24 protein-coding genes and 1 tRNA gene are annotated in these 16,975 nt (G+C 68.1%); 9 read left to right on the plus strand and 16 right to left on the minus strand.

Features of this window, described 5'->3' with window-relative positions; translation table 11 throughout:
- Positions 1-7: 7 nt before the first annotated feature.
- The 5 genes from ribD to ACQY4K_RS09165 all read left to right on the plus strand — a co-directional run bounded on the left by ribD (position 8) and on the right by ACQY4K_RS09165 (position 3,608).
- Positions 8-1,051, plus strand: coding sequence for a bifunctional diaminohydroxyphosphoribosylaminopyrimidine deaminase/5-amino-6-(5-phosphoribosylamino)uracil reductase RibD (gene ribD, locus ACQY4K_RS09145; protein WP_428395402.1), 1,044 nt, complete (start codon positions 8-10; stop codon positions 1,049-1,051).
- Positions 1,033-1,635, plus strand: a complete 603-nt coding sequence (locus tag ACQY4K_RS09150; RefSeq protein ID WP_428395404.1) for a riboflavin synthase — start codon at positions 1,033-1,035, stop codon at positions 1,633-1,635. The genes ribD and ACQY4K_RS09150 overlap by 19 nt, the downstream gene beginning before the upstream one ends.
- Positions 1,617-2,912: a 3,4-dihydroxy-2-butanone-4-phosphate synthase gene (gene ribB / locus ACQY4K_RS09155; RefSeq protein ID WP_428395406.1), complete on the plus strand. Its 1,296-nt coding sequence runs from the start codon at positions 1,617-1,619 to the stop codon at positions 2,910-2,912. The genes ACQY4K_RS09150 and ribB overlap by 19 nt, the downstream gene beginning before the upstream one ends.
- Complete coding sequence (gene ribH / locus ACQY4K_RS09160) at positions 2,909-3,358, plus strand: 6,7-dimethyl-8-ribityllumazine synthase (RefSeq protein ID WP_428395408.1); 450 nt, start codon at positions 2,909-2,911, stop codon at positions 3,356-3,358. The genes ribB and ribH overlap by 4 nt, the downstream gene beginning before the upstream one ends.
- A 106-nt stretch (positions 3,359-3,464) precedes the next feature.
- On the plus strand, positions 3,465-3,608 hold the full coding sequence (locus ACQY4K_RS09165; RefSeq protein ID WP_428395410.1) for a hypothetical protein: 144 nt from the start codon (positions 3,465-3,467) through the stop codon (positions 3,606-3,608).
- Position 3,609: 1 nt separating this feature from the next.
- Here the strand turns inward: ACQY4K_RS09165 and ACQY4K_RS09170 are convergent, their stop codons facing one another.
- A complete protein-coding gene (locus tag ACQY4K_RS09170; protein WP_428395412.1) occupies positions 3,610-4,605 on the minus strand; it encodes an LLM class flavin-dependent oxidoreductase in 996 nt (331 codons plus the stop codon).
- A 140-nt stretch (positions 4,606-4,745) separates the two neighbouring features.
- Between ACQY4K_RS09170 and ACQY4K_RS09175 the strand changes: the two genes are divergently transcribed.
- The gene (locus ACQY4K_RS09175) at positions 4,746-5,180 is read left to right on the plus strand and encodes a CBS domain-containing protein (RefSeq protein WP_428395414.1); all 435 of its coding nucleotides are present in this window, start codon (positions 4,746-4,748) and stop codon (positions 5,178-5,180) included.
- An 8-nt stretch (positions 5,181-5,188) separates the two neighbouring features.
- Here ACQY4K_RS09175 and ACQY4K_RS09180 read toward each other — a convergent pair.
- The 6 genes from ACQY4K_RS09180 to ACQY4K_RS09205 form a co-directional block, all read right to left on the minus strand.
- Positions 5,189-5,269 (minus strand) — tRNA-Leu (locus ACQY4K_RS09180).
- A gap of 80 nt (positions 5,270-5,349) precedes the next feature.
- A complete protein-coding gene (locus ACQY4K_RS09185; protein ID WP_428395416.1) occupies positions 5,350-6,030 on the minus strand; it encodes a M48 family metallopeptidase in 681 nt (226 codons plus the stop codon).
- 26 nt (positions 6,031-6,056) lie between these two features.
- Positions 6,057-6,539 carry a YcgN family cysteine cluster protein gene (locus ACQY4K_RS09190; RefSeq protein WP_428395418.1) on the minus strand — a complete coding sequence of 161 codons (483 nt, stop codon included), beginning with the start codon at positions 6,537-6,539 and terminating at the stop codon, positions 6,057-6,059.
- Positions 6,540-6,575: 36 nt separating this feature from the next.
- Positions 6,576-6,887, minus strand: a complete 312-nt coding sequence (locus ACQY4K_RS09195) for a hypothetical protein (protein ID WP_428395420.1) — start codon at positions 6,885-6,887, stop codon at positions 6,576-6,578.
- Positions 6,884-7,948 carry an extracellular solute-binding protein gene (locus tag ACQY4K_RS09200; RefSeq protein WP_428395421.1) on the minus strand — a complete coding sequence of 355 codons (1,065 nt, stop codon included), beginning with the start codon at positions 7,946-7,948 and terminating at the stop codon, positions 6,884-6,886. Before ACQY4K_RS09200 ends, ACQY4K_RS09195 begins: the two co-directional genes overlap by 4 nt.
- A 204-nt stretch (positions 7,949-8,152) precedes the next feature.
- A complete protein-coding gene (locus ACQY4K_RS09205; RefSeq protein WP_428395423.1) occupies positions 8,153-9,271 on the minus strand; it encodes a TOBE domain-containing protein in 1,119 nt (372 codons plus the stop codon).
- A 60-nt stretch (positions 9,272-9,331) separates the two neighbouring features.
- Here ACQY4K_RS09205 and ACQY4K_RS09210 point away from each other — a divergent pair, with 60 nt between their 5' ends.
- Positions 9,332-9,601: a hypothetical protein gene (locus tag ACQY4K_RS09210; protein WP_428395427.1), complete on the plus strand. Its 270-nt coding sequence runs from the start codon at positions 9,332-9,334 to the stop codon at positions 9,599-9,601.
- Positions 9,602-9,614: 13 nt separating this feature from the next.
- The gene (locus ACQY4K_RS09215) at positions 9,615-10,064 is read left to right on the plus strand and encodes a hypothetical protein (protein WP_428395429.1); all 450 of its coding nucleotides are present in this window, start codon (positions 9,615-9,617) and stop codon (positions 10,062-10,064) included.
- A 16-nt stretch (positions 10,065-10,080) separates the two neighbouring features.
- Here the strand turns inward: ACQY4K_RS09215 and ACQY4K_RS09220 are convergent, their stop codons facing one another.
- Both ACQY4K_RS09220 and ACQY4K_RS09225 read right to left on the minus strand, forming a co-directional pair.
- Positions 10,081-10,218 (minus strand): GMC oxidoreductase, encoded by a 138-nt coding sequence (locus ACQY4K_RS09220; protein WP_428395431.1) that lies wholly within the window; start codon positions 10,216-10,218, stop codon positions 10,081-10,083.
- A 143-nt stretch (positions 10,219-10,361) separates the two neighbouring features.
- A complete protein-coding gene (locus ACQY4K_RS09225; RefSeq protein ID WP_428395433.1) occupies positions 10,362-10,610 on the minus strand; it encodes a hypothetical protein in 249 nt (82 codons plus the stop codon).
- A gap of 82 nt (positions 10,611-10,692) precedes the next feature.
- Between ACQY4K_RS09225 and ACQY4K_RS09230 the strand changes: the two genes are divergently transcribed.
- Positions 10,693-12,048: a serine hydrolase domain-containing protein gene (locus ACQY4K_RS09230; RefSeq protein WP_428395435.1), complete on the plus strand. Its 1,356-nt coding sequence runs from the start codon at positions 10,693-10,695 to the stop codon at positions 12,046-12,048.
- Here the strand turns inward: ACQY4K_RS09230 and ACQY4K_RS09235 are convergent.
- The 7 genes from ACQY4K_RS09235 to ACQY4K_RS09265 form a co-directional block, all read right to left on the minus strand.
- Positions 12,026-13,678: an ArnT family glycosyltransferase gene (locus tag ACQY4K_RS09235; protein ID WP_428395437.1), complete on the minus strand. Its 1,653-nt coding sequence runs from the start codon at positions 13,676-13,678 to the stop codon at positions 12,026-12,028. The genes ACQY4K_RS09230 and ACQY4K_RS09235 overlap by 23 nt on opposite strands.
- Before the next feature lie 8 nt (positions 13,679-13,686).
- A complete protein-coding gene (locus ACQY4K_RS09240) occupies positions 13,687-14,418 on the minus strand; it encodes a glycosyltransferase family 2 protein (protein WP_428395439.1) in 732 nt (243 codons plus the stop codon).
- Positions 14,415-14,927, minus strand: a complete 513-nt coding sequence (locus tag ACQY4K_RS09245) for a F0F1 ATP synthase subunit B (RefSeq protein WP_428395441.1) — start codon at positions 14,925-14,927, stop codon at positions 14,415-14,417. The genes ACQY4K_RS09240 and ACQY4K_RS09245 overlap by 4 nt, the downstream gene beginning before the upstream one ends.
- Complete coding sequence (locus ACQY4K_RS09250) at positions 14,927-15,520, minus strand: hypothetical protein (RefSeq protein WP_428395443.1); 594 nt, start codon at positions 15,518-15,520, stop codon at positions 14,927-14,929. Before ACQY4K_RS09250 ends, ACQY4K_RS09245 begins: the two co-directional genes overlap by 1 nt.
- Before the next feature lie 17 nt (positions 15,521-15,537).
- Positions 15,538-15,762 carry an ATP synthase subunit C family protein gene (locus tag ACQY4K_RS09255; RefSeq protein ID WP_428395445.1) on the minus strand — a complete coding sequence of 75 codons (225 nt, stop codon included), beginning with the start codon at positions 15,760-15,762 and terminating at the stop codon, positions 15,538-15,540.
- Between the two features lie 69 nt (positions 15,763-15,831).
- Positions 15,832-16,584: a F0F1 ATP synthase subunit A gene (locus tag ACQY4K_RS09260; RefSeq protein ID WP_428396039.1), complete on the minus strand. Its 753-nt coding sequence runs from the start codon at positions 16,582-16,584 to the stop codon at positions 15,832-15,834.
- Positions 16,585-16,630: 46 nt separating this feature from the next.
- Positions 16,631-16,816, minus strand: a complete 186-nt coding sequence (locus ACQY4K_RS09265; protein ID WP_428395447.1) for an AtpZ/AtpI family protein — start codon at positions 16,814-16,816, stop codon at positions 16,631-16,633.
- Between the last annotated feature and the right edge of the window lie 159 nt (positions 16,817-16,975).

Genomic DNA, 16,975 nt, shown 5'->3' on the forward strand with positions numbered 1-16,975 from the left:
CGCGTCGATGTTGAGCTTGGGTGCCGCAAGGCACGATGACAACAGGGCTGTGGCGGGTGGCTTTCGTGCCGCCATCGAGGAAGCCGCGCGCTTCATCGGTGCGACCGCGCCCAACCCGCCGGTCGGATGCGCGATCCTGGACGCCGAGGGAACCATCCTGGCCGTGGCGGCGCATCATCGTGCCGGGGAGCCGCATGCCGAGGCGCTGGCCCTGCAAGTGTGCCGGGAGGCTGGCACCCTCGATCGCGCCGTGACCGCCATCGTCACTCTCGAACCTTGCAACCATACCGGGCGCACGCCGCCCTGCACCAAGGCGATCCTGGCCAGTCCGTTGCGCTCGGTGTGGATCGGTGCGTCGGACCCCAATCCGCTTGTTACCGGCGGCGGTGCGGCACGGCTTGCTGCGGCCGGGCTCGACGTGCATTGGCCGGCCGCAAACTCTGACTGCGCGCGCGACTGCGCGGCCCTGATCGCGCCGTTCGCAACGCGGGTCACCGACGCGCGACCCTGGATCACCGTCAAGCAGGCGCTCGACGCCTCCGGCGGCATGATCCCGCCCGCCGGCGCCCGGACCTTCACCGGACCCGCCGCACTGGCGCTGGCGCATCGGCTGCGCCGCGCCTCGGATGCGATCATCACCGGCGTCGGCACGATCCTGGCCGACCGGCCGCATTTCACCGTCCGCCATGTGCCCGACCATCCGACGCGCCGGCGTCTCATCGGGGTCGTCGATCGCGCAGGCGGGGTGCCGGAGGATTGGCGGCGCGAGACCGAGGCACGTGGCCTGGGGCTGCGCACCGCACCAGACCTGCCGTCGCTGCTGCGGCGGCTCGCTGACGAGGGCGCCTTGTGGGCCCTGGTCGAGGCCGGCCCGCGCCTGCTCGCTTGCATCGAGCAGGACGCGCTCTGGGACGACTGGCTGAGCATAAGCCAGGACAGGCAGGGCCGCGACCATGTCTCGCTGCGCAGCCGCAAGGCAATCTCGCCGCTGCGCCTGATCGAGGGCGTGGCCTCGGCGCGACAGGAGGTCGCATGTTCTCCGGCATCATAGAGCGCCTCGGCCGGGTGCGGGCGATCACATCGGACGCCGAACGGCTCGTCGTCGACACCGGTTTCGCCGACCTGGCTTTGGGCGAGAGTGTCGCGGTCAATGGCGTCTGTCTGACCGTCACCGAATTCGATGTCAGCGGCATGGCCGCCTTCTTCGTCAGCCCGGAAACGCTCGCGCGCACCAGCCTGGGGACGCTGGTGGCAGGCGGGCGGGTCAATCTGGAGCGCGCGGTGACGCCCTCGACCCGGCTGTCCGGCCACATCGTGCAAGGCCATGTCGATGGCGTGGCCACCCTCGCGTCGGTCGAGGCGCGCGGCGATGCCTGGTCGCTGCTGCTCGACCTGCCCGAGCCGCTGCGCCGTTATTGCGTCGAGAAGGGCTCGATCACGCTCGACGGCATAAGCCTGACCATCAACGCCTTGCCGGCGTCCGAAGTGCCGGGTCGGTTCGGCCTCGCGCTGATGATCATCCCGCACACCTGGGAGCAGACCAACCTCGGCACCCTCGCACCCGGTGCCATCCTCAATGTCGAAGTCGACGTGATCGCCAAATATGTGGAGCAACTATGTCAGCGTCCGAACTGAACCCGCCCGAACCCGGCCGCAGTTTGCTGGAGGCGATCGCGGCGCTGCAAGCCGGGCGCATGGTCATCATGGTCGATGACGAGGACCGCGAGAACGAGGGCGACCTGGTCCTGGCCGCGGAGCACGCCACCCCGGAGGCGATCAACTTCCTGGTCACGCACGGGCGCGGCCTGGTCTGCCTGTCGATGGAGGCGGCGCAACTCGACCGGCTGCATGTGCCGATGATGGTACGCAACAACACGGCCCCGCGCGGCACCGCGTTCACCATCTCGATCGAGGCGCGGCACGGTGTCACCACCGGCATCTCCGCGCATGATCGGGCCCATACCATCAAGGTGGCCTGCGCCGACGGGTCCGGGCCTGAGGATCTCGTCAGCCCGGGGCATGTGTTCCCGCTGCGTGCGGCACCAGGTGGCGTGTTGGCACGGGCTGGCCACACCGAAGGCTCGCTCGACCTGCTGCGGCTCGCCGGCTTGCGCCCGGCGGCGGTGATTTGCGAGGTCATGCGCGACGACGGGCGCATGGCGCGCCTGGCGGAGCTGCGCGGCTTTGCCGAGCAGCACAAGTTGCCGATCGTCAGCATCGCCGAACTCGTGCGCCATCGCCTGGCGCTGGCCGCCTGCGGTATGGACGGGCCGATCGCGGCACCCGCCGAGACCCTGGAGCCGCTCGCCAGCGCCCGCCTACCGAGCGCCTTCGGCCAGTCGGGGGATTTCATGGTGCATGCCTTTCGCGACCCGCGCGACGGGCTGGAGCATCTCGCCATCGTCAAGGGCGACCCGGCCTCGGTAACACGGCCGCTGGTGCGCCTGCATTCGGAGTGCCTGACTGGCGATGCGCTCGGCTCGCTGCGCTGCGACTGCGGCGCGCAATTGCAGATGGCGCTACGGCACATCTCGGAAAGTCCGGCCGGGGTGCTGGTCTATCTGCGCGGTCATGAAGGGCGCGGCATCGGTCTGGCCAACAAGATCCGCGCCTACGCGTTGCAGGATGCGGGCTTTGATACGGTCGAGGCCAACCACCGGCTCGGCTTTGGTACTGACGAACGGGACTGGGGGGTTGCGGCACGCATCCTGCGCCATCTCGGCGTCGGCGCGCTGGACCTGCTGACCAACAATCCGGACAAGATCAAGGGCCTGCGTGCCAGCGGCATCGAGGTGGTGCTGCGGGTGCCGCTGGAAATCCCGCCCAATCCGCACAACGCTGCCTATCTCGAATCCAAGCGTCTGCGCATGGGCCACGCGCTGCATGCGGCCGGCCCGGTTGCCGCGGAATGACCACCGACACCCCGCGTCTGGCTCTGGTCATCAGCCGCTTCAATCCCGAGATCACCGGGGGCCTGCGCGACGGCGCTCAGGCCTGGCTGGCGGAACACGGCATCACGCTGCAGGAGGCGGATGTGTTCGAAAGCCCGGGCGCCTTCGAGCTGCCGCTCATCGCCCAGGCGCTGGCGCGTTCCGGTCGTTTTGGCGGCGTGATCTGCCTGGGCTGCGTGATCAAGGGCGACACCGCGCATTTCGAGTTCATCAGCCTCGGCGCGTCGATCGGTCTGATGCAGGCATCACTGGCCACCCAAGTGCCGATCAGCTTCGGCATTCTCACCACCTACACCGAGGAGCAGGCGGTCGCGCGCTCTGGCAACGACGCCCATAACAAGGGCCGGGAGGCGGCCGCCGCTTGTGTGGAGAGCATTGCCGTGCTGCAGGCCATCCAAGTTTCGTGAAAATTGCCCCAAAATGCGGTCGCAAGCGTGACTTCGAGCACAACCTGCGTTATACGTAATAGTCAAGAGGAGGAATTTTCCGGGATCGCTTCGTGGGAACCGTGAGATGCTTGATGCAGTGTTCACGTTCGCTTTTCAACATTACGTGATTTTTGGGCTCGTTGCGATCGGCGTCGGCGTGGTTCTGAACCTGATCTTTACCGCGGGTCCGGAGATCGTCGAGCAGTTGCGCCTGAATAAGCTGTTCTGATCTAGGCTGGCTGGAGTGCTCCCAGGTGTTCGGCCGCCATCGTCATGGACCGTCGCCGAGCAGCGTGGTCGTAGATCTGTGAGGCGATGAGCAACTCATCCGGTTGATGCCGCTCGATAAAGCTATCCAGACCTCTGCCCACGATTTCCCGGTTACCAACCACCGATGCGGATAAGGCGCGCTTAATCCCGGCTGCCTCAGGCGGTGTCCAGAGCCCCTCCATACTGTCCACCGGCGGCTGCAGCTTTCCTGGCATCCCACGGCGAAGCATCATGAATTGCTGCTTGGCGGAGGTGAATAGACGTTCCGCCGCATAATCGTCTTCGGCGGCAATTACGTTCAGCGCCAGCATGACGTAGGGGCGCTCGCGCACGGCGGACGGCTCGAACCGTTCGCGATAGAGACGCACCGCCTGCTCCATCAGGTCGGGGGCGAAATGCGAGGCGAATGCAAACGGCAACCCGAGCATGGCCGCGAGTTGGGCGCTGTACAGACTCGATCCGAGCAGCCAGATCGGCACCTCAAGGCCCTCGCCCGGCACCGCCCGTACTGCCTGGTCCGCGTTCGCCGGGCGGAAGTAGGATTGCAGCTCGATCACGTCGTGCGGGAACCGATCGGCACTCGTGGGATCGCGTCGCAGCGCCAGCATGGTTCGCTGGTCGGACCCGGGCGCGCGGCCGACGCCGAGATCGATACGGCCGGGATGCAGGGCAGCCAGCGTTCCGAACTGCTCGGCAATGGTCAGCGGGGCGTGATTCGGCAGCATGATGCCGCCGGATCCCACCCGTATCCGGCTGGTTCCGGCGGCGACGTGGGCGATCACCACAGCGGTTGCCGCCGAGGCAATCCCGGGCATGTTGTGATGCTCGGCCAACCAATAGCGGGAAAAGCCGAGCGCCTCGGCATGCCGCGCGAGATCGAGCGTGTTGCGGAGTGCCAGGCCAGCATCGCCGCCCTCCACGATCGGCGACAGGTCGAGCATCGAAAACTTCGTCATGTCCCGGAAATGGGGTGCGGGCGCGCCAGCGCCAAGGCTGGCTTCCCGAAAGGCTGGCCTCTCCTGAATGGGATTGGACTTGCGGTCGTGCCGGCGCGACACTCGCCGTAACAAAAACATGCGACAGGCGGAAACTGGCCATGAGCATTGCGGCAATTCTCGGCACCAAGGGCACCGACGTGATCCGCGTGCCGCCCACCACCCCGATCACGGACGTTGTCCATTTGCTCGGCGAGCGCAGGATTGGCGCGGTGCTGGTCATGGACGAGCCCGGTCGCGTGCTCGGCATCCTCAGCGAGCGCGACATCATCGGTGCCCTGGCGCGCCACGGCACCGCGGCTCTCGATCAGCCCGCTTCGGCGCTGATGACCCAGGCGCTTTGGACGATCTCGCGCGACGGCACCACCGCCGAGGCCATGCGGATCATGACCGACCATCGAGTGCGGCACCTGCCGGTGATGGAGGACGGGACGCTGGTGGGTCTCGTCAGCATCGGCGACATCGTCAAGGCGCGTCTTGACCAACAGGCGACGGAAGTCGAAAGCCTGCGGGCCTATGTCGGTGGTATGCACTGAACCGGGAATAGCCGCAGCCGGACTCGAACCGGCACGCCCGAGGGCAAGAGATTTTAAGTCTCCTATGTCTACCATTCCACCATGCGGCCATATTGAAGCCTCTCGTCGCGGCTCCGCCGCGAAGGCGCCCCTTGTCGCGGCGAAGCCGCGCAGCGGCGTCTTATCGCGGCTACCCGATACGCAGCAATGCCGGGCCGTGCCGTCGCAGCCAGGCTTCGGCGCCGGTGCGGTGCGGCGTGAGCTGTGCGACGAGTGCCCAGAACCGCGCACCATGGTCGAGATGGCGCAAATGGGCCAGCTCGTGCGCCACCACGTAATGCTGGATGTCCGGCGGCGCCATTACCAGGCGCCAACTGAACATCACCACGCCGTCATGCGAGCAGCTTCCCCAGCGGCTGCTGGTATCCTTGATGACCACGCGTCGCGGCCGCAGCCCCGATGCGGTCGCGATGCCGTGCGCGCAGGCGCCGAGCCTGATTCTGGCCTCGCCGCGCAGGAAGTCGAGGACCCTGCGCGACAGGAATTCCGGCTCGCCGCTGACCCGGATCTCCCCTGCTTCGATCCACACGCCGCGCTTTGCCCGCGGGCAGGCCCTGATCACGTGCGGCACGCCGCTTAGTGCGACCGTCGCATCGGCAGCGATTTCGGTGCGCCCAGGGAGAGCGGCGAGCTTGCCCGCAACCCAATCCGAATGAACCCGCAGCAACTCCAGCCCGGCCTGGCGCGCCGCCCTGGGTGGCAGGGTCACCACCACAGCGCCGGCACGGGCATCGATTCGTAGCGACACACGGCGTGCCTGTCGCGAGCGGCGCCAGCGCACCGACGTCTCCCCGGTCGGCAGCAGCAGCATCTCCGACGGGTGCTGCGAGACCCTGCTCACATGCCGCCCGGCGGCGCGCGGCGGCGCACCCGCGGCATTTGACCGGGCCAGGCGACGATATGGTGTTCGAGCGGTCCGGCCTGACGCTCGCTGACCACCCGGCCCCGGGCTGAAATTCCGGCCTCGTGCACGCTCTCCCGGCGGCCGGAAACGAGAGGATGCCACCAGGCGAGCCCACGGCCCTCATGCAGGCGTCGATAGGCGCAGCTCGGCGGCAGCCAGTCGATCTCCGAGAGGCTACCCGCGGAAAGCTGCACGCAGTCCGGCACCTTGCGCATGCGGTGAGGGTAGTCAGAGCAGGCACAGCTTTGCGTATCGAGCAGACGGCACGCCACGTTGGTATAGAGGACGGCATCGGTCTGGTCGTCACGCAGCTTGTGCAGGCAGCAGCGGCCACAGCCGTCGCAGAGCGACTCCCACTCCTGTGGGCTCATCTCGTCGAGCCGTTTGCGTTTCCAGAACGGGGCGAGTTCGGACATGCATTCAGGATAAGGTGTCGCGCGCGTTTGATCCAGCTAGCGGGCCAGCAGGCGGAAGGCGAAGGCGAACAAAACCAGCAGCAGCAGGCTGGTGGCAAAACCCGGGCCGAGCTGCGGCAGCCAGATCCAGCGCAGCCGTACCAGCGGCCCGGCGCCCAAGCCGAAGGCCACCCGACGCTGATGCCGTTGCAACCGGGCGAGGGCCAGCAGCGACGGCAACAGGATCATCGGCAGGGCCAGCGCCGCCTGCCAAACAGGTGCCTGCCGCGCCAGCAACAGCGACGCCGCCGTGCCGGGCAGGATCAACAAAACGGTCAAGGCGGCCCACGCCGTCTCGCGCAGGCTCACTTGGCGTCCGCCCAGCGATCGAACCGACGACGCAGAGGCACCAGGTGCGTGAGCCAGAAGCCGTCATCCATGATCAGGGTTGGGCTGACGGTCGGCTGCTTGCCACCCTCGCTTGCCGGCCCGTCCTCGTTTGCCGGCCCACTCTTGCTTGCCGGCCCATCCTCGCTTGGCAGCGTCGCGCGATAGGCCGAGAGGAAGTCGGCGCGCCCGGCTGGGCTGTCGACGAACCCCAGCAGCTTTTGCGCCGGGGCCTGGTGGTCGGGCGGGATCGTGCGGGGGATCGCCCAGTCGATCGGAATGCCGAGGCTCTGCGCCCATTGCGTGCCGAAGCTGCGATGGTCAAGGGATCCTGCTGCCATCACCTCGCCGGCCGGCGCGCTGGTCATCAAGGCAGCGCCGCTTTCGATCAACCGCACCGCATCGGCCGGAGAGTTCCACCAGACGATATAAGGCTTGAGCTGGTCGAGCTTGCGGAACGCCCGGTCCACGCCGTCGGGCGTGGCAAGCGTGCGGTAGACGTCGCCGGGTGCGACCCCGTCGGCCAGCAGCGCAATCTCCAGGGTGCCACGCGGATCATGCCGCAGCCCACGTTTTCCGGGGCGCTGCGCCACGTTCCAGAAATCGTTCCAGGTCGGGGTGTCCGCAACCCGGCTCTTGTCCCAGGCCAGCACGAGGTCCATCCGCCACGCCGCGACCCCGCAATCCTTGCCAGAACTGTCCGGCGCGGGAGCGGGATTCGCGGTGGCGCCGGGCGCGGCCAGGGGTGGAACGAGAGGTGTTGCGAGCAGCAGGCCCTGCTGGCAGGCGAGCTGCAGCGGCGCCGCCTCCATCAACACCAGATCCCAATCCTCGTGGCCGGTGGCGGCGCGTGTCTGCAGGGTCTCGAGCCGGCCGTCCCAGTCGGCGGCCTGCAAACGAACGTTGTTGCTTGCGGCGAACGGGGTGAACAAGGCGGCCTGCTGCGCCGCCTGCACGCCGCCGCCGAAGGTGGCGATGCGCAGGCTCGGCGTATGGGCAGCCTCAGCGCCGCCGGTGGACCAGAGCAGCAGACATCCCGCCAACCAGAGATGGAGACCAGGGGCCCGCAGAAGGACAAGAACGGGGGGGATGCGGGATCCTTTGCGGCGGACCATGGTGCGCGGATCGCGGCAAAGAACGCTCAGGGACCGGGACTTTCTCTGTACAGCCGAAGCCCGTTCTCTGTAGCGCACTCTCTGGCGCGCTGGAACCGCCCGGATCGCCTGCCCAGAGTCACGTGCCCGGAGTCACCCACCCAGCGGGAAGGCCACGGCATGCGCCGGTGGCCAAGCCAGCAGTGCCGCGCGTCCGGGGCGCAGTCCCGTGGTCGGCTGCGACGCCGGCCTGCGCACCAGCACCTCGCCCCCTGCCGCTAGGCGCACGCGCAGCTGCACGTGATCGCCGAGATGCACCAGGTCGGACAGCGTACCGGCGAGGCCATCGCCGCCGAAGGCGCCACCCAGATCCTCCTGGCCAGGTGCCGCGAACGCGACGGCAACGCGTTCGGGTCGCACGCACACCACGCACGAAGCCCCGGCTTGCAGATCGCGTGAGGCCATCGCGTCCACGCTCGGCCCGGCGCTGAGCCTGACCCGGGCGACGTCGTCCTCGACCCATTCCACCCTGCCGCTCAGGCTGTTGGCAGCGCCGAAGCCGACCGCCACCTGCTCATCGGCAGGCCTGTCGAGCAGCTCCGCGGCGGTGCCGAACTGACGCAGCCCGGAGTTTGTCAGGATGCCGATCCGCTCCCCCATCATCAGCGCCTCGTCGCGATCATGCGTGAGCAACAGCAAGGCGAGGCCGCGCGCCCGCGCGAGCCGGCGCAGCAGAAGCTGCGTATCGTGCCGGGGCCCTGGCGCGATCCGGCCGAGCGGGTCGTCCAGCAGCACCACCCCGGGATCGCCGACCAGCGCCCGCGCCAGCGCCGCGCGCAGTCGTTGCGCCGGATCGAGGCGGCCGGGACGCCGGTTCGCCTCGGCTTCAAGCCCAAGCAAGGCAAGCGCCTGGTCGACCCGATGGCGGCCGGCGGCCGGCATGCGCCTGGCGGCCAGCGCGAAGCCCAAATTGTCGCGCACGCTCAGATGGTCCAGCAGCGGATCCCGCTCGGAGAGGATCGCGATCCCGCGCAGCACGGGCGGCAGCGCGGTCACATCGCGCCCCTCCACCATGATGCGACTGCCGCTGGCAGCGCTGGCCCGACCATGCCCCGCAACCTCGTCGATCAGGTCCGACATGATCGTCGGCGTGGCCTGTCCCGGGAGTGCCAGGAGTGCCACGCACTCGCCGCTGCCGACCGACAGCGCAACCGGCTCGCCGTCATCCGTCAGCCGCAGGCCATGCACTTCCAACCGTTGCGACGGGTTCATACGCCGGCAACTTGTCGCAGCGTGCGGCGTTGGCGGGCTGCAATCAGGCGGGGGTGAGTCATGACGGTTTCCGACAAAACGAAAGAGGCGGTCCAGGATACCCAGGAACAGCTCCAGTCCCTACGCGCCATGGTCGAACAACTGCTCAACGAACGGGTGACACCCGCTCTTGCGGATGCGGCCGGCAAGGCTGAAACCGCCGTCAGTAGCGCGCGTGACATGACCAACACGCAGGTTGCCAATGTTTCGGACAAAGTGCGTCATCAGCCTTTGATCGCAATCGCCATCTCGACCGTCGTGGGGTATCTGCTCGGCCGAATATCGCGCTGAGACCGGGACGCACATGAAAGCTGTTGAATTCGGCAAGCTGGCCGCTGCAGCCGAGGCACAACGTTGGCAGCGAATCGGCTTGCGCTATGCAAAGCGGGCCGCGTTCCTGGTGGTGGCCGCCTTGTTTGGCCTGTTTGCAATGATCTCGGCGCACGTGGTGCTCTGGGTGCTGTGCTACGGGCCATGGAACACCGGAAAAGTCTGGGCCTCGTTCATCGTGCTCGGCGTGGACGTCCTGTTCGTCGTGGTGTTCGCGCTTCTCGGACGCGGCAAGCCGCCCGGTGCGGTCGAAATCGAGGCGCGGATCACCCGCGACCAGAACCTGAACGCGATGCGCAGCGCCTTTGCCTTCTCCGCCGTCACAGCAACGGTCGTCGGCCCCGCCGGCAGAATGGCAGGGCGCGGCCTGCTCGATCTGGTGCGTGGGCGGTTCCGTCGGCCGCGGCGCGGACGGGTGCGATAGAGCTTGCTTTCACGCATCAGCGACGCGCAGCGCATTGGCAACGATGGTCAGTGTCGGTGACATAAAGATTGTCGAGATCGTGCGCCTTGCAGTTCGCATCGAGCACCGAGTTGACTGGACCGTTACCAAAGCGCAGTGTCCCGCCCTGATGCATGGTGCCACCGATCGGTTCTTGTTTGCCAAGTTACAGGCTGCGGTCAAACAAGTACGGGTAGATGTCGGACGCCATCGGGATGATGGACAACGTCGAAATCGCGCTCGCGCAGCCGGAACAGCACCGCGCCGTAGACCTTGCTGTTACCGCCGACACATTAATGCAGTCCCGGATGGAAGCTGTCGCCGTTCGAGGCGTACCAGGTCTCCGGCCCCCGGTATTGCGAGTCGACGAACACCGCCTAGCTGTCCCGGTTGGCGCGGCCGCCGGAGCAGATAATCGCCGCGCTCGATCAGCAGGATGCGCTTGCCGGTCTGCGCCAGCTTCCAGGCCATCGAGCCGCCGCCCGGGCCGGAGCGGATGATGATGGCGTCGTAGCGGGCTTGATCCATCGTCGTTCCCTTGCTTGGAAACCCGCTTGGATCCTGGCACGCTGGAACGCATGATCGCCAGCGCCGACACTCCGGAGACGTCGTGAACGCCTGGCTCGCGCCCGCCCTGGACTATGTCGAGGACTGGCTCGGCTTTCAGATGCGCCTCAGCGGTGAGCCGGGTTGCGCCATCGCCGTCGCGCATGCGGGCCGTGTGCTGTTCGAGCGCGCCTTTGGGATGGCAGACCTTGCGCACGCCACGCCACTCACCCCACGCCATCGCTTTCGGGTCGCGTCGCACTCGAAGAGTTTCACCGCCGCCGCCCTGATGGCCCTGGTGCAAGCCGGCCGGCTCAGGTTGGACGACCCTGTCGGAGCCCACGTCGCCGGGTTGCCTGATCCGCTCGCGTCGGCCCGGATCGGGCAACTGCTCTCGCACAGCGCCGGCCTGATGCGAGACGGCACCGAATGCGGCCACTGGAACGACCAGAAGCCGTTCCCCGACGCCGCCGGACTCCGGCACCAGCTGTCGCAGGCGCTGGTGCTCTGCCCGGGCGAGCGGTTCAAATATTCCAATCTCGGCTTCGGGCTGCTCGGTCTTGTCCTTGAAGCGGTCACCGGCGAGGCATTCGCACCCTGGCTGCAGCGTGAGCTGCTGGACCCGGCGGGCCTGCACGAGACGGCGCCGGACATGCCGGCCGGGGCCGCCGAGCCGCTGGCAACCGGCCATACCGGCAAGCTGCCGGTCGGCCGCATGGCCATCGCCGGCCGCAATCCGACAGGTGCGCTGGCCGCCGCCACTGGATTTGTCGCCACCACCGGCGATCTGGCGCGCTTTTTTGCAAGCCTCGATGCGGCCGCTGCCGAAAGTCCGCTCTCCATCGCTAGCCGGCGCGAGATGACCCGACCGCACTGGAAATCGCCTTACTCCGAAGCCGATGTGCAGTACGGTCTCGGCATCATCACCGGCACCGCCCACGGTCATGCCTGGTTCGGCCATTCCGGCGCGTTCCAGGGATGCCAGAGCCGCACCTGCGTGGTGCCGGACTGGAGCCTCTCGGTCGCGCTTGTCATCAACGCCATCGACGGTCCGGCCAATGGCTGGGTCGACGGGGTACTGCATATCCTCGACCGTTTCGCGAAGGCGGGGCCACCGGCGCCGGATCTCGCAAGCTGGCGGGGGCGGTGGTGGAGCCTGTGGGGGGCGTTCGACCTGGTGCCGATCGGTGATCGGGTGCTGGTCGCCTCGCCGGACACCACCACCCCCTTCACCGACGCCTCGGAGATCGAGGTGATCGATACGACGCACGGGCGGATCACCCAGGCGCATGGCTTTGCCAGTCACGGCGAGCCCGTCGAGCGCACGCTGGACAGCGAGGGAAGCGCGGTCCGCCTGCGCCTCGCCGGAGAGGACTCCCTGCCGGAAGCGGCGTTCGTCAACGCGCGCCATACAGCGTGAGCGACAGGCGCTTGCCGGTCGAGTAGTTGATACCTTGGAGATGGCCGAGCGGGCGCGCGGCGATATGATCGTGGGCGAGGCGGGCGCGGAACGCCGCCTCGTCGCGGGTGCCGACCAAGGCGAGGGCGCAGCGTGGGTCGCGCGCCAGCAGGTCGGCCGCACCGGGCGCATTGACCAGGTCGGTGTTGCCTCCGACCAGGAACACCAGGCTCGGTTCGCTGAACGAGGCGGAGGCGAGCCGGCTGTCCGCGCAGGGCTTGACCGCGTCGACCATCGCGGCAATCCGCGGGCTCAGCCAGATCATGCGCAGGTTCGGCAGCACCACCCAGAACAGGCTCGCATAGGTGACCAGGGCCCCTGCCGCGACAAACCCGAGGGCGCGGCGTGGCTCGCGCAGGACCAGCGCCAGCCAGGCCGCGGCCGCGACCAGGGCGATGCCCCCGATTGCCGCGAGCAGCGCCGGCAGGCTGACCATATGCTGCAAACGCCAGAGCAGGATCGGGCCAGCCACCACGATGGCCAAGCCGACCAGCAGCCAGAGCAGTCCGTAGAGCAGCAGCAGCACCCGGCCGATGGTGCTATGTGGCAAGGTCCAGCCATCCGGCGCGGTCAGGGCGGCGGCGGCCAGGATCGCAATCGCCGGGTAGGCCGGCAGCACGTAGTGCGGCAGCTTGGTGGCGATCAGCTCGAATACCAGCCAGACGGGGACGATCCAGCAGAGCAGGAAGCGTACCTCCGGCTGCCTGCGACGCAGCCAGACGAACGGCAGGGCGGCGGCGGCGAAGAACGAGCTTGGCCAGAAGGCGAGTGCAAAGACCAGCGTGTGGTAGCCCGGCGGCAGCCCGTGCGCCTGCTGGCCGGAGGCAATCTTGCCGAGGAAATTGACGCCGACCGCGTTGGAGAAGAACGAGCCGTGGCTGACCACACCGATGGCGATCATCCAGGGCAGGACGATTGCCAGCATCAGCGGCACCCCCCAAGCCGGACGCAGACGGCCGAACCAGCGTGCGTTTCGTTCCAGGAGCGCCAAAGCCAGCGGCGTGCCGAAGCCGGGGATCAGGATCACCGGACCCTTGAGCATCAGCCCGACGCCGAGCCCGCCCCAATACAAGGCCGCGGTCCAGGCCGGTGCGGCGACCTCTTGGGCGCGGTCGCGCAGCGCGCGCAGGAGTGCCCACTCGACCAGCAGCACCGTCGTGAGCAGGCAACTATCGATCGTCGCCATGCGCGCCTCGGCGGTCATCAGCACCGAGACCGAGAGCAGCAGGGCGGCGAACAGGCCGGCCTCCGGGCCGAACAATGCCGCCCCGATCGAAGCCGTCAGCAGCAGCGAGGTGACCGCGGCCAGCAGCGACGGGATGCGCCAGGCCCAGGCCGCGCGCTGATGCAGGGTGCCGGTGGCGGCGACGGCGGCCGCCTCCAGCCAGTAGATGCCGGCGGGCTGCAGGTAGCGCGGCTGGTTCTGGAAGCGCACGTCGACGAAGTTGCCGGTCTGCAGCATCTGCGCCGTCGCCTGCATGTAACGCGCCTCGTCGCGGTCGAGCGGCGGCAGCGACGCGCGCCCGGGCAGATAGATGGCGAGCGCGAACGCCGCCAGCGCCGCATATTGGCGGGGTCCCAGTCGCGTCATGGGGCGCTTCAGACCTCGGTGACCTGTCCTGGTCGAACGGTGCGCTTTTGCAGCCACATCACGCCCGCCATGTCGCGCACCCCGACCAAAGCGCGCTCGAGATTGGTGTATTTCGAGGTGCCGTGCAGCCGCCGGCGATGCACGACCGGCCTGCACAGCAGCGGGTGGCCGTAGCTGCCGAGCAAAGCCGGCAGGAAACGGTGCAGCCCCTCGAACTGCGGCAGACGCAGGAACGCCTCGCGCGCGAACAGCTTCATCGGCGCCGCCGTGTCCGGGCAGCCGTCGGCGAGCAGGCGCTGGCGCAGCCCGTTGGCGATGCGGGTGGCGAGACGGCGCGACAGCCGGTCGTGGCGAGTGACGCGGACGCCGACCACCAGGGGTGAGGCGCCATTCGCGCCTTCGGCAAGCGCAAGCAACGCGGCAATCTCCGCCGGGTCGTCCTGGCCGTCGCCGTCGAGCGTGGCGATCCACGTGCCGCGCGCCGCCTCAACGCCCGTGCGCAATGCCGCCGACTTGCCGCAGCGGCGGTCATGGCCAAGCACCCGCAGCTCCGGCAGCAAGGCGCGGCAGGCGAGCAATTCGGCGCGGGTTGTGTCGGTGCTGCCGTCATCGACGAAGATTACCTCGAACGGCCGCAGCGGCTGTAAGGCGGCAGCCAGTTCAGTGAGCACCGGCCGAACGTTCTCGGCCTCGTTCAGCACCGTCGCGACCACGGACAGGCGGACGCCCGTCTCGTTCACGCAGCCTCGATCCGGGTGGCGAACGCCGCCGGCAGCCCGGCGATGGCGCGGTCGATCAGGGCGGCGTCGGTCTCCGCGGTGAGCAGGGTTGCGACCACATCGCGCGCCGCCTCGCTGGCCAGCTGTGCCGCGCGGGTGCGCAGTTCGGTGACGGCGGCGCGCTCGGCCGCATGGATCCGGTCATGCGCCATGCGCTCGCGACGCTGCGCGCTGAGCTCCGCCTCGCGACGCGCCGCCTCGGCGATACGTACCGCCTCCTGGTGGGACCGCTCGATCATCTGCCTGGCTTCGACGAGTGCGGCCTCGCGCTCCCGCCTGGCTTCGGCCAGCATCTGCTCGGCCTCGCGCTTGAGGCGGGCGGCCTCGTCGAGATCCTGACGGATTTGCCGCGCGCGGTTGTCCAGGATCGCCATCACCGGCCGGAAGAGGCGCGGCCCGAGCAGCACGAAGAACAGCACGAAGGCAACGGTATACCAGAAGCGCGGCGCGGTGATGAAAGCGTGCAGCATCAGCCGGACCTCTCCGCGAGGTGCGCGACCCGGCGCTCGACCAAGGCGCGGTCCGCCGGCTGGCCGGTGACGCGCTCGATCAGGAGCTGCGCCGTCTCGCTGGCGATGCCACCCAGCGAGCCGAGGGCGCGCTTGCGTTCAGCCGCGATCTGCTGCTCGGCGCTCGCAAGTTCGGCGTCGAGGCGCGCATTCATCTCCCGCGCACGCGCGGCCGCCGCCTCGCGCGCTTCGGCGGCGACACGATCGAGATTGGCCTGCGCTTCGGCCGCGGCCTCACGGCGCGCACGGCGCAACTCGCTGATCGCACGGTCGGCGTCGGACTTGGCCAGCCGCGCCGCTTCCAGATCGGTGTCGATACGGCCCTGCCGATCCTCGATCACCGCGGCCACGCGCGGCAACGCGGAGCGACTCAGCATGAGATACAGGCCGGCGAACACCACAGCCCCCCATACCACCTGCCAGATCGTCAGCGGGTTCTTGAAGTCGAGCTGCGGCATGCCGCGCGCCCAGGCGCCCCCGGCCGCGGCGATCCAAAGCGGCAACGCGAGGCAAAGCGGGCGGGCCAGCCAGAGCGCCTTTCGAGCCGGAACCATCGCGGCAGGTCCGCCGATCAGCCGAACAGAATGATGAAGGCGATCACCAGCGCATACAGGGCGACTGCCTCGGTGAGCGCAAAGCCCAGGATGCCGATGCCGAACACGTGCGGACGCGCGGCTGGGTTGCGGGCAATCGAGGACACGAGGGCCGCGAAGATGTTGCCGATGCCGACGCCGACCCCGGCGAGGGCGATGACCGCGAGACCGGCGCCGATATCCCTGGCGGCTGCGATATCCATAAGAGACTGTCCTTATTTTGAAAGAGAATGGCGGTGATCCGGCTGATCGGGCCGGCTGTTCGGCTAAGCTCAGTGCGCCACCGCCTCGCGCAGATAGATGCAGGTCAGGATGGCGAAGACGTAGGCCTGGAGCGCGCCGACGAGCAGTTCGAGCGCCATCAGCGCAATGTTTACGACCAGCGGCGCCACCCCAAGCACCGGGCCGATGAAATGAAAGCCGCCAAGCAGAATGGTGAAGGCCGCGAACATCTCGAACATGACGTGGCCCGCGACCATGTTGGCGCAGAGCCGGATCGACAGGCTGATCGGGCGCGACAGAAAGGTCAGGATCTCGATCGGCACCAGCAGCGGCGCCATTGCGACAGGTGCGCCTTCCGGCATGAAATGCTTGAAGAAGCCGAGGCCCTGGCTGATCAGCGAGACGCTCACCGCGAGGATGAAAACCGTGATCGCCAGCGCCGCGGTCACCGCGATCTCACTGGTGTAGGTGAAGGCGCCCGGGAGCAGGCCGATATAATTGCCGGCCAGGATGAAGCAGAACAGGGTGAACACGAACGGGAAGAAGCGCTTGCCCTCGCGTCCGATCTGGTCGGATGCCATGTCGTAGATGAATTCGTAGGACAGCTCGGCGGCCGCCTGCAGGCGTCCGGGCACCACCGCCCGCGGTCGCATCCCCACATATAGAAACAGCAGGATCAGCACGGAGGCCGCGAGCATGGTCAGCACGGACTGGCTGACATGCAACTGCGAGCCCAGGGGGCCCAGGACCGGGTGCAGCTCGAATTGCCCAAGCGCGTCGATCGAGTTCTGTCCGGCCGCCAATTTTCCCCCCAACCGGGCCTCTTACTCAGGACCCACAGCACTTCACCTAGCGTGTCGGCGGCTGTCCCACCGAACGCCAGACATTGACAATCCCGGCAGCACCCCCGAGCAGCACGAAGATGATTGTAAACACCGGCCGCGTCCGCAGCCAGGCATCCAATCCCCATCCGATCGCCAGTCCGACGACGACACCGGCCACCAGCTCCATCCCGACACGCACCGCCAGACCCATCTCGCCGGCCGGCGCGCGCGGCTTGCGAAGGTCTTCAGGATCGTTCCCAGGATCATGCAGGGATGCTTCAGGATCAAGGCCATGCCGGTGCCGCGCGGCGCGTAACCGCTGATCGAAAGATCCACCAGGCTCTGGCGATCCGTCCGGGTCCGTCTGTTT

It is taken from the genome of Lichenicoccus sp., from assembly GCF_965276875.1.
Classification (GTDB): domain Bacteria; phylum Pseudomonadota; class Alphaproteobacteria; order Acetobacterales; family Acetobacteraceae; genus Lichenicoccus.

What these genes read in the sequence shown, in the direction of transcription:
- ribD (WP_428395402.1), top strand. Translation starts at nt 8, where the DNA reads ATGTTGAGCTTGGGTGCCGCAAGGCACGATGACAACAGGGCTGTGGCG.
- ACQY4K_RS09150 (WP_428395404.1), top strand. Translation starts at nt 1,033, where the DNA reads ATGTTCTCCGGCATCATAGAGCGCCTCGGCCGGGTGCGGGCGATCACA.
- ribB (WP_428395406.1), top strand. Translation starts at nt 1,617, where the DNA reads ATGTCAGCGTCCGAACTGAACCCGCCCGAACCCGGCCGCAGTTTGCTG.
- ribH (WP_428395408.1), top strand. Translation starts at nt 2,909, where the DNA reads ATGACCACCGACACCCCGCGTCTGGCTCTGGTCATCAGCCGCTTCAAT.
- ACQY4K_RS09165 (WP_428395410.1), top strand. Translation starts at nt 3,465, where the DNA reads ATGCTTGATGCAGTGTTCACGTTCGCTTTTCAACATTACGTGATTTTT.
- ACQY4K_RS09170 (WP_428395412.1), bottom strand. Translation starts at nt 4,605, where the DNA reads ATGACGAAGTTTTCGATGCTCGACCTGTCGCCGATCGTGGAGGGCGGC.
- ACQY4K_RS09175 (WP_428395414.1), top strand. Translation starts at nt 4,746, where the DNA reads ATGAGCATTGCGGCAATTCTCGGCACCAAGGGCACCGACGTGATCCGC.
- ACQY4K_RS09185 (WP_428395416.1), bottom strand. Translation starts at nt 6,030, where the DNA reads ATGCTGCTGCTGCCGACCGGGGAGACGTCGGTGCGCTGGCGCCGCTCG.
- ACQY4K_RS09190 (WP_428395418.1), bottom strand. Translation starts at nt 6,539, where the DNA reads ATGTCCGAACTCGCCCCGTTCTGGAAACGCAAACGGCTCGACGAGATG.
- ACQY4K_RS09205 (WP_428395423.1), bottom strand. Translation starts at nt 9,271, where the DNA reads ATGAACCCGTCGCAACGGTTGGAAGTGCATGGCCTGCGGCTGACGGAT.
- ACQY4K_RS09210 (WP_428395427.1), top strand. Translation starts at nt 9,332, where the DNA reads ATGACGGTTTCCGACAAAACGAAAGAGGCGGTCCAGGATACCCAGGAA.
- ACQY4K_RS09215 (WP_428395429.1), top strand. Translation starts at nt 9,615, where the DNA reads ATGAAAGCTGTTGAATTCGGCAAGCTGGCCGCTGCAGCCGAGGCACAA.
- ACQY4K_RS09220 (WP_428395431.1), bottom strand. Translation starts at nt 10,218, where the DNA reads ATGCATCAGGGCGGGACACTGCGCTTTGGTAACGGTCCAGTCAACTCG.
- ACQY4K_RS09225 (WP_428395433.1), bottom strand. Translation starts at nt 10,610, where the DNA reads ATGGATCAAGCCCGCTACGACGCCATCATCATCCGCTCCGGCCCGGGC.
- ACQY4K_RS09235 (WP_428395437.1), bottom strand. Translation starts at nt 13,678, where the DNA reads ATGACGCGACTGGGACCCCGCCAATATGCGGCGCTGGCGGCGTTCGCG.
- ACQY4K_RS09245 (WP_428395441.1), bottom strand. Translation starts at nt 14,927, where the DNA reads ATGCTGCACGCTTTCATCACCGCGCCGCGCTTCTGGTATACCGTTGCC.
- ACQY4K_RS09250 (WP_428395443.1), bottom strand. Translation starts at nt 15,520, where the DNA reads ATGGTTCCGGCTCGAAAGGCGCTCTGGCTGGCCCGCCCGCTTTGCCTC.
- ACQY4K_RS09255 (WP_428395445.1), bottom strand. Translation starts at nt 15,762, where the DNA reads ATGGATATCGCAGCCGCCAGGGATATCGGCGCCGGTCTCGCGGTCATC.
- ACQY4K_RS09265 (WP_428395447.1), bottom strand. Translation starts at nt 16,816, where the DNA reads ATGGGTCTGGCGGTGCGTGTCGGGATGGAGCTGGTGGCCGGTGTCGTC.